General features: G+C 41.0%; 9 protein-coding genes. 4 read left to right on the top strand and 5 right to left on the bottom strand.

The window, feature by feature from the left end:
• From JGK14_RS32810 to JGK14_RS32825, 4 genes are all read left to right on the top strand, one after another.
• Positions 1 to 492: sensor histidine kinase (locus JGK14_RS32810; RefSeq protein WP_325315960.1), on the top strand; the 492-nt coding region annotated here is incomplete at its 5' end.
• Between the two features lie 5 nt (positions 493 to 497).
• Positions 498 to 2,396: an ATP-binding protein gene (locus JGK14_RS32815; protein ID WP_293325264.1), complete on the top strand. Its 1,899-nt coding sequence runs from the start codon at positions 498 to 500 to the stop codon at positions 2,394 to 2,396.
• 47 nt (positions 2,397 to 2,443) lie between these two features.
• Positions 2,444 to 2,839 carry a response regulator gene (locus JGK14_RS32820; protein ID WP_293176241.1) on the top strand — a complete coding sequence of 132 codons (396 nt, stop codon included), beginning with the start codon at positions 2,444 to 2,446 and terminating at the stop codon, positions 2,837 to 2,839.
• Positions 2,840 to 2,861: 22 nt separating this feature from the next.
• Positions 2,862 to 4,151 (top strand): response regulator, encoded by a 1,290-nt coding sequence (locus JGK14_RS32825; protein WP_293176239.1) that lies wholly within the window; start codon positions 2,862 to 2,864, stop codon positions 4,149 to 4,151.
• A gap of 209 nt (positions 4,152 to 4,360) precedes the next feature.
• Here the strand turns inward: JGK14_RS32825 and folB are convergent, their stop codons facing one another.
• The 5 genes from folB to JGK14_RS32850 form a co-directional block, all read right to left on the bottom strand.
• Positions 4,361 to 4,717 carry a dihydroneopterin aldolase gene (gene folB, locus JGK14_RS32830; RefSeq protein ID WP_293176237.1) on the bottom strand — a complete coding sequence of 119 codons (357 nt, stop codon included), beginning with the start codon at positions 4,715 to 4,717 and terminating at the stop codon, positions 4,361 to 4,363.
• Positions 4,718 to 4,921: 204 nt separating this feature from the next.
• The gene (locus JGK14_RS32835) at positions 4,922 to 6,289 is read right to left on the bottom strand and encodes a serine/threonine-protein kinase (protein ID WP_325315961.1); all 1,368 of its coding nucleotides are present in this window, start codon (positions 6,287 to 6,289) and stop codon (positions 4,922 to 4,924) included.
• Positions 6,290 to 6,593: 304 nt separating this feature from the next.
• Positions 6,594 to 6,824, bottom strand: a complete 231-nt coding sequence (locus tag JGK14_RS32840; protein WP_293176233.1) for a hypothetical protein — start codon at positions 6,822 to 6,824, stop codon at positions 6,594 to 6,596.
• A complete protein-coding gene (locus JGK14_RS32845) occupies positions 6,821 to 7,165 on the bottom strand; it encodes a hypothetical protein (protein ID WP_293176231.1) in 345 nt (114 codons plus the stop codon). The genes JGK14_RS32840 and JGK14_RS32845 overlap by 4 nt, the downstream gene beginning before the upstream one ends.
• A 128-nt stretch (positions 7,166 to 7,293) precedes the next feature.
• Complete coding sequence (locus JGK14_RS32850; protein WP_293191789.1) at positions 7,294 to 8,583, bottom strand: glutamate-5-semialdehyde dehydrogenase; 1,290 nt, start codon at positions 8,581 to 8,583, stop codon at positions 7,294 to 7,296.
• Positions 8,584 to 8,721: the final 138 nt, after the last annotated feature.

Genomic DNA, 8,721 nt, shown 5'->3' on the forward strand with positions numbered 1-8,721 from the left:
GGTTTTTTGGTTAAGAACAGTTTATCCCTCTTTTTCTCTTTAATCCAGTCTGGGTCAGCTTTTATCCCGATCTTGACTGACTTTTGTCAGTCAACCAGCTATCAAAGTCAGATCAGACAGGGTATAGAATTAACTAAAAACTACGAACATATCCCACCCATTCAGTGTTATTTTGACGAACTAAACCAAGTATGGACGAATTTGATTCATAACGCCCTACAAGCGATGAATAACAAAGGATATCTCACCGTTAACGCAATTCACAATGACGAAAATATCCAAATTAGCATTGCCGATAGTGGCACGGGGATTCCCCCAGAAATCCACTCGAAAATATTCCAACCTTTCTTTACCACTAAACCTCCAGGCGAAGGAAGCGGATTAGGACTGGATATCGTTCGCAAAATCGTTGCAAAACATCGGGGACAGATTACTTTTGAATCTCGTCCAGGTCAAACCACATTTACAGTTATCCTACCAATAGAGCGTTAAAAAAAATGAGTAAACCTATTGTGATTTGTATTGATGACGAGCAAATTGTTCTGGATAGCCTCATCCGAGAAATATCAGAATCTTTAGAGAATGAATGCGATATTGAAACAGCACTGGGAGGTGCGGAAGCATTAGAGTTGGTGGATGAGTTAATCAAAGATGGTAGTGAAATCGCGCTGGTGATTTCTGACTATATCATGCCAGATATCAAAGGAGATGAAGTCCTACGTTACGTTCATGAAAAACTCCCACAAACTCTAAAAATTATGTTGACAGGCGAGGCAACAGTTGAAGGAATCGTGAATGCGATTAACTCCGCAAAACTCTATCGATATATTTCCAAGCCTTGGCACAAAGTCGATTTAAAATTAACAGTTAAAGAAGCAATCAAAAGTTACGTGCAGGAAAGAAAGCTAGCCGAACAGAATAAACGATTAATAGAAAATGAACAGCGATTGAGACATTTTTTAGAAGCTATGCCAATTGGTGTATCGGTTCATAACGCTCTGGGCCAACTAACCTACGCCAATCAAAAATCTAAGGAATTGTTTGAAATCGCAGAAGGGACAATCTCGAATATCGAAAATTTACCCCATATTTATGCTTTGTATCAAAGCGAGCGCCAAGATTTGTGCCGATCGCCAGACTTGCCGATCGCGCGTTCTTTGTCAGGAGAAATAGTGCGAACTGACGATCTAGAAATTCATCAAGAAAAACGGATCGTTCCTTTAGAGATTTCTTCGACACCAATTCGCGATGAAACTGGAAAAATTTGTTATGCGATTGCCACTTTTTCCGATATTACAGAAAGGAAACAAGCCGAAAAACTTAGAGAGAATTACAATCGTAATTTAGAATCTCAAGTTTCCGAAAGAACGCAACAGCTACAGCAAAAAAACGAAGAACTTGCCAATACTTTAAAACAGCTAGAATCAGCTCAGCAGGAATTGATTCATTCTGAAAAAATGGCAGCATTAGGTCAACTGATTGCGGGAGTTGCCCACGAAATCAATACACCTTTGGGTGCGATTCAATCCTCTGTTAAATATATTGGCGATTACTTCTCGGAAAATTTGGCTGCATTACCGACATGGTTTCGACAGTTGACACCCGAAAAAGAATTACAATTTAAGGAATTATTAGCGCGATCGCTGCTAAATCCTGCATTGATTTCTGGAAGGGAAAGACGACAACTGAGAAAAGCAATCGTCGCCCAACTAGAAACCCAAAATCTCAGTAATGCTGATACTCTTGCCAATTTGCTTCTCGATCTTAAAATCTACGAAAATATAGAACCTCTGTTCAATTTATTTCAAGAGCCCAGCAGCGAAATATTTCTCAAAGCAGTCCGCTCTTTTGTGCGATTGCAAGAAAGCACTAGAGATATCAATACTGCCTCTGAAAGAGCTGCAAAAGTTGTATTTGCACTCAAAACCTATGCCAGACAAAATCTCAACGAGCAAAAAATTAAAGTCAATATTATCGAAGGATTAGAAGCAGTTCTGACACTTTATCAAAATCCAATCAAACATGGAGTAGAATTAATCAAAAACTATGAAGATTTGCCTCAGATCGAATGCTATTTCGATGAACTCAATCAAGTTTGGACAAACTTAATTCACAATGCTTTGCAAGCGATGAATTATCGGGGAATACTCAGAGTTGATGCCGCTCGATTGAATGGTAACATTGAAGTCAGTATTACCGATAGCGGTAATGGCATACCAGAAGAGATTCAAGATAAAATCTTTCAGCCATTTTTTACCACTAAGCCTCCAGGAGAGGGCAGCGGTTTAGGGCTGGACATCGTGAAAAAAATTATTGAAAAACATGGAGGGACAATTCATTTTCGATCGCTGCCTGGAAAAACTACTTTTATTGTGGCATTGCCAGCAGATATTTAGAGTAATTTGATGTTAAATTGTTTGTAATTTCAGCAGAAAAAATAATTATGCCTAAGCTTGCAATTCTGTGTGTTGATGATGAAGTTGTTATTTTAAACAGCGTACTGCGACAAATTCAAGAAGAATTTGATGACCAATATGTATATGAAACTGCCGAAAATGCAGAAGAAGCACTAGAAGTTTTAGACGAACTTTATGAAGAAGGAACTCAAGTCGTAATTATTGTTTCTGATTGGTTAATGCCGGGAATGAAAGGCGATGAATTGCTCGTTGAAGTCCAGAAAAGGTTTCCAGGAACGGTGAAAATTTTATTAACCGGACAGGCAGATGATGCAGCGATCGAACGAGCCCAAAAAGAAGCAGATCTTCATCATCTTATTCCCAAACCTTGGACAAAGCAAGAACTGATTAACTCCATCAAGTCGGGAATTGAAAAATTATAAATTAATCCCACCTTAGAGGAATATGAAAAAACCAGTCATTCTGTGTGTCGATGATGAGCAAATGATTCTTGATAGCCTCAGAAAAGAACTATCAGAAACCCTGGAAAATCAATATCAAATAGAAACAGCGCATGACGGGCATGAAGCGCTGCAAATGGTTGATGATTTATTAGAAGATGGTCATCAAATTGCTGTCGTGATTGCCGACTACATGATGCCCAGAATGAAAGGAGATGAAGTCTTAAAAGAAATCCACAACAAATCTCCTTCAACAATTACGATCATGCTGACGGGGCAAGCGAGTATCGAGGGAGTCACCAATGCCATTAATACGGCAAAACTCTATCGGTACATAGCTAAGCCCTGGCAAGCTGAAGATTTATTTTTGACGATAACAGAGGCTACAAAAAGTTATATGCAAGCAAAAAATATAATTAAACAAAATATAGAATTAATTAAAATAAACCAAAATTTAATTTCTTTAAACACAGCTTGTTCTCGCTTCGTACCGGATGAGTTTCTAAAATTGTTGAACAAAGAAAATCTTGTCGATATTGAACTTGGTGATTCTGTGAAAAAAGAGATGTCAGTTATGTTTTCTGATATTCGATCGTTTACAAGTCTTTCAGAAACCATGCCTTTAGAAGATATTTTTAAATTTATTAACAGCTATTTTTCTATAATGGAACCCGCTATTATTGAGAATAATGGGTTAATTGACAAATATATTGGCGATGCGATTATGGCATTATTTGGTAGTGTTTATCATGCGGATTATGCCGTTAAGGCGGGAATCTCTATGCTCAAAAAACTTGCCGAATACAATCTAACCCGAAAAGCACGCGATCGCCCTCCCATTAAAATTGGCATCGGCATCAATACAGGAATGTTAATGCTTGGAACTGTCGGCGGAAAATTTCGTATGGACGGGACAACAATCGGCGATGCTGTCAATATAGCCTCCCGACTAGAAACTTTAACTAAGCTGTATGGCGTGCCTTTGTTGATTAGCGATTGCACATTTTTAGGGTTAAAAGATGCTAATCAATATTGCATTCGTTTAGTCGATCTTGTACAAGTTAAAGGCAAATCTAAAGTGGTATCCGTCTTTGAAGTCTTGGATGCAGATCCGCCGGAAATTCAAGAGCAAAAACTCGCTACTAAAACCGAGTTTGAGCAAGGGTTAGTATTTTACACAACAGAAGAATGGGAAGCTGCTTCCCGATGTTTTGAAAAATGCTTGCAGCATAATCCACAAGATACTGTAGCACAATTACACTGGAATCGATGCCAAAATAAATACTCGAATTAAAGGGCGATGAATGCTGGAAATAGTCGGATTATTGGTTATTTGAGAAGATATACCAATAACCAATAATCAATGATATCGTGTCCGATCCATTAACCGCAATTAGATTCGATCGCGCGTGGCCACGAAAGTCCGCAAAATGGAGCGGACTTGCGTGGGTACTACCAACTGTTTTTGTTATGGTAATTGACCGGAAATGATATGACTAATCACTAATGACTTCTAGTAATTTCTAGAGTGATTTTGCCTCCAAAATCAGGAATCGGGGCGGCAGGTTTTGAAAGTTGTAACTTAACTTTATCAACCAACGGTAGTTGTAAAAGCGCTTGGGCGATCGTATCTGCTAACCGTTCGATCAATAAAAACTTGGAGTTTTTGACTAACTCTTGAATCAGGGTAATGGCACTGCGGTAATCCAGAGTATGTTCAATATCATCACTTTTTCCAGCTTTCGACAAATCTAGCCAGAGAGTGACATCCACTTCAAACCACTGCCCCAAAACCTGCTCTTCCGGTAGGTAGCCCGTGTAGCCGTAGCAGCGAATTCCTGTAAGTTGAATACAATCCATTGTGAAATAAACTAAAAGTAAGTTGCCTATACCAAATTGTATTAAACCAGATAAAGTTATCCTGGGTGCATTTCAATTTGGAAAGGGCGAAGATATTTGCAAAAATGAGATGCACCCGTTCTCCTTCTCTTGTATCTCTTTCTTTCTCCCCTCTGCGCCCTCTGCGCCCTCTGTGGTTAAATAACTCTTATTCTATCTTAAATTTTACAACTGCCCTCCCTTCTCCAAATTATCCAGAAAATCCTCAGCAACTTCACACCATTTCTGCCTAATTTCTGCATCTTCGGGCTTGTCTGTCAATGTACGACCTTGTAATTCGGGATATTTATTGTAAAATAATTCATCTACTTTTTTATAGAATATATCTGGGTCAATGTTGAGATTTTTGCGACGCTTTCCAATTTTTTCTTGCCTAGCTATTTCTGCATCTAAAGACGTATTTGTGGGAAATTGTGGAAGTTCCGGAAACTTGGGTAATTCAGGCAGTTTGGGTAGGGTAAAACCAGATTTGACGGCACCAAAAGCTAACACTCCCGGCAATAAAACCACGCTTAAACTAGCGACAGTTTTCCAAGGAATTAATTTTAAAATATTGGTGTTTTTAACAATTTGAGGGTTTTGGTTGACAGGAGTATGATTGCTGGTAGGAGTTTGAGTGGTGTTTTTGAAGGGGCGGCCGACAAAGTTCATTGTGACCATTTGGGAGATGATGCTGCCAATTTGGGATAATTTTGGGTCTTTGAGTGCTTCACGGACTTCTTTTGCAGATTGGTAGCGATCGCCCGATCGATCTGCTAACATCCGATCCAATACCATCCCTAAGTTTTGACTGACACTGACGCGATCCCGCCAATCCCAAGTTTTTTGATTAACATCGTACAATTTCTGAGGCTTTTTCCCTGTCAGCAAGACTAAAGCGGTGACAGCCAAAGCATACAAATCGCTAGCCGGAGACACTTTACCCTGTCGCATTTGTTCGATCGGCGAATATCCCTGTTTGCCGATCGCCGTATCCGATTGTCCCTTAGACTGAAATAGAGCACTCGCTGCGATTTGTTTGACAGAACCAAAATCAATTAAAAACGGTAGTTTGTCAGCATCATGCTGAATAATATTGTCCGGCGAGATATCGCGGTGAATTAAATTTTTCGAGTGGATGTATTCTAAAACTGGTAAAAGCTGAAATAGTATTTGAGTAACTTCGGCTTCGCTAAAATTTTTACCTTGTTGCTGGCGCGATATCAGTATTTCTTCGTAGGTTTGACCAGGGATATAATCTTGCACTAAAAATAAAGCTTGACTACCGCCGATATCAGTTCGCAGAAGCTCTCGAAAGCGGGGGATTTGCGGGTGTTGAAGGCTGTAAAGCATACTCGATTCGCGATCGAACAATTCGGTGGCTTTGGGGCTTTGAACCACCGGGGAAAACTCTTTGAGCACGCAATGTTCGTTGTAACGATTGATATCTTCTGCGAGGTAAGTCCGCCCGAAGCCGCCGCGGCCTAATTCGCGGATGATGCGGTAGCGTTTTTCGAGGGTGGAACCTGGGGCTAGGGGGGAAGGGTTGGACATAAACCAGGGCGGATTGTTCGATTTGGGGAGTCGCGGGGGACGGTATAGCTTATTGTAGCTAAGTTTGGTTGGCTGTGAGGGCGATCGCACTTTGATGGTGTAGAGGTTTGTGATTTGATTAAATCAATTAATTAAATCATCTATATCTTCTATGAGAGTCATAGGAATAGACGATCAGAGAAGTTTGACTTAAAGTATAACTAAGAAGTAAGAAACGGCTTCACAAAAATACTAGATACCCGACTTTTTTTAAAGTCGGGTGTCTAACAGCCTACTCTTAAAATCATCCCAACTGCGATCGCGCTTATTCACCTGCTTTTTCTGCTAACTTATGCTCTTTCAAAGCTTCTAACTGCTTTCTGACTCTTTCCCGGCGACGCACGTAAAGCGGGCTATTTTGTAAATCGACTTCTGCTAGAGCCTGAGCCTGCGCCAACTTCATATTCAAATCTTCCAACATTAAATTCACTTCGCGCCAGCGAGCTATTGATTTTGCTCTAGTCTCCGCATCAGGAATTTTTTTTTCATTATTCATAATAAGTTCCAATTTCTTTTTGTTTCTTGAGCTGTTGCCTCTACAGCATAGGCTGTAGCGACTGCCTGTTCGATTGACTGATACAGTAAATTTAGTGTAGCAGAATTAGCTGCTGGTTGAGACTCAGCTATCTGCAACACTAACCCATAAATGCGATTGTACAAAGTCCTTAACCTTTCCTCTGCATTTCTGACTTGCTCTAGCTCATCAATCGTCTCATCTGTCTCGCCATATTGCTCAAACAAGCTAGACTCCGTTTCCGTCGCTAGGTTAATCACTTGAAACAAGCGAGGCAACAAGTTAGAGATTGTTGTTAAGGTTTCATCTGGTAAATTCGCCATAATGCAATTAGACTTTCACTCCTAGCACAGCACAGGTGATTTTACCATATAGCCGCGATTTCAAACTCTAAATTCCCTCTCACATCCTGTGCTGTTCTTAATGATAACTCTGCGCGATTATTGACTTTTTACAAATCCCGATGAGTGAATTCCTTAGCTTCATTCCCCACATAACTAGCCGCAATATGACCATCTCCAACTACTCGATACTTATACGTCACCAACCCTTCTAAACCAACAGGGCCGCGAGGTGGCATTTGCTGCGTGCTAATCCCCACTTCTGCACCGAAACCGTAGCGGAAACCATCGGCAAATCGAGTCGAACAATTATGATAAACTCCGGCCGCATCTACTCCATTTAAAAATGTTTCGGCGGCTTCGCTATCTTCGGTGACAATCACATCTGTGTGTCTCGAACCGTAAGTGTTGATGTGATTAATTGCCTCTTCTACAGAGTCTACGATTTTGATTGATAAGATTAAATCACTATATTCTGTAGACCAATCTGTTTCTGTGGCTGCGGTAATATCCAGGATTTCGCGGGTGGTTTCGTCTCCCCGCAGTTCGACTTTTTTCTGTTGCAATGCTTCGGCAACTATGGGCAGAAATTTGGGCGCGATCGCACTGTGAACTAACATAGTTTCAATGGCATTACACGCGGCGGGATATTGCGTTTTGGCATCGACGGCAATCTCTACTGCTTTGTTGATATCCGCAGCTTTGTCTGCATACAAATGACAAATTCCGTCGGCGTGTCCCAACACAGGAATTCGGGTATTATCCTGCACAAACTGGACAAAAGAGTTGGAACCTCTGGGAATAATTAAATCTATATATTCATCCATTTTTAGCAGTTCGATTGTTTCTTCCCGCGTGGTTAATAACTGGACTACTTCGGGATTGACTGCGGTTTCTGCTAATGCTTGGCGAATTACTTTTGTCAAGATTTCGCAGGAACGGACTGCTTCTTTGCCGCCTTTGAGAATTACGCCGTTGCCGGATTTGATTGCCAAGGATACTATCTGAATTAAAGCTTCTGGACGCGCTTCAAAAATAATCCCTAAAACCCCTAAAGGACAGGTGATGCGCTTCAGAATTAATCCTGTGTCTAATTCGCGGTGAATTTGGACGACACCGATCGCCTCTGGGAGCTTGGCAACGTCGCGCACACCCGCGATCGCACTTTGCAACTTGCTTTCGTCTAACTTCAGGCGATCGTACAGCGGTTTGGCAATGCCATCCGCCTCAGCAGCCTTGCAATCAGCAGCATTCGCCGCCAAAACATCCGGCGCAGCAGCTTCTAAAGCTTTAGCAATAGCTTCAATCGCTTGATTTTTGGCATCAGCGGACAAAACTGCCAATTTCCTAGCAGCTTGGCGCGTTTTTTGGGCAATTTCAATAATCGACATGGCGTTCATTCAGTTGACAGTTGACAGTTGACAGTTGACAGTTGTCACGAAGGAAGAAGGAAGAAGGAAGAAGGAAGAAGGAAGAGTTGACAGTTAACAGTTGACAGTTGACAATCAAAAATCTTCAATCCCCAATCGAAAATCCAA

This window comes from Microcoleus sp. PH2017_28_MFU_U_A (assembly GCF_020738035.1).
In the GTDB taxonomy this organism is placed as follows: domain Bacteria; phylum Cyanobacteriota; class Cyanobacteriia; order Cyanobacteriales; family Microcoleaceae; genus Microcoleus.

What these genes read in the sequence shown, in the direction of transcription:
- JGK14_RS32850 (WP_293191789.1), bottom strand. Translation starts at nt 8,583, where the DNA reads ATGAACGCCATGTCGATTATTGAAATTGCCCAAAAAACGCGCCAAGCT.
- folB (WP_293176237.1), bottom strand. Translation starts at nt 4,717, where the DNA reads ATGGATTGTATTCAACTTACAGGAATTCGCTGCTACGGCTACACGGGC.
- JGK14_RS32840 (WP_293176233.1), bottom strand. Translation starts at nt 6,824, where the DNA reads ATGAATAATGAAAAAAAAATTCCTGATGCGGAGACTAGAGCAAAATCA.
- JGK14_RS32825 (WP_293176239.1), top strand. Translation starts at nt 2,862, where the DNA reads ATGAAAAAACCAGTCATTCTGTGTGTCGATGATGAGCAAATGATTCTT.
- JGK14_RS32815 (WP_293325264.1), top strand. Translation starts at nt 498, where the DNA reads ATGAGTAAACCTATTGTGATTTGTATTGATGACGAGCAAATTGTTCTG.
- JGK14_RS32835 (WP_325315961.1), bottom strand. Translation starts at nt 6,289, where the DNA reads ATGTCCAACCCTTCCCCCCTAGCCCCAGGTTCCACCCTCGAAAAACGC.
- JGK14_RS32820 (WP_293176241.1), top strand. Translation starts at nt 2,444, where the DNA reads ATGCCTAAGCTTGCAATTCTGTGTGTTGATGATGAAGTTGTTATTTTA.
- JGK14_RS32845 (WP_293176231.1), bottom strand. Translation starts at nt 7,165, where the DNA reads ATGGCGAATTTACCAGATGAAACCTTAACAACAATCTCTAACTTGTTG.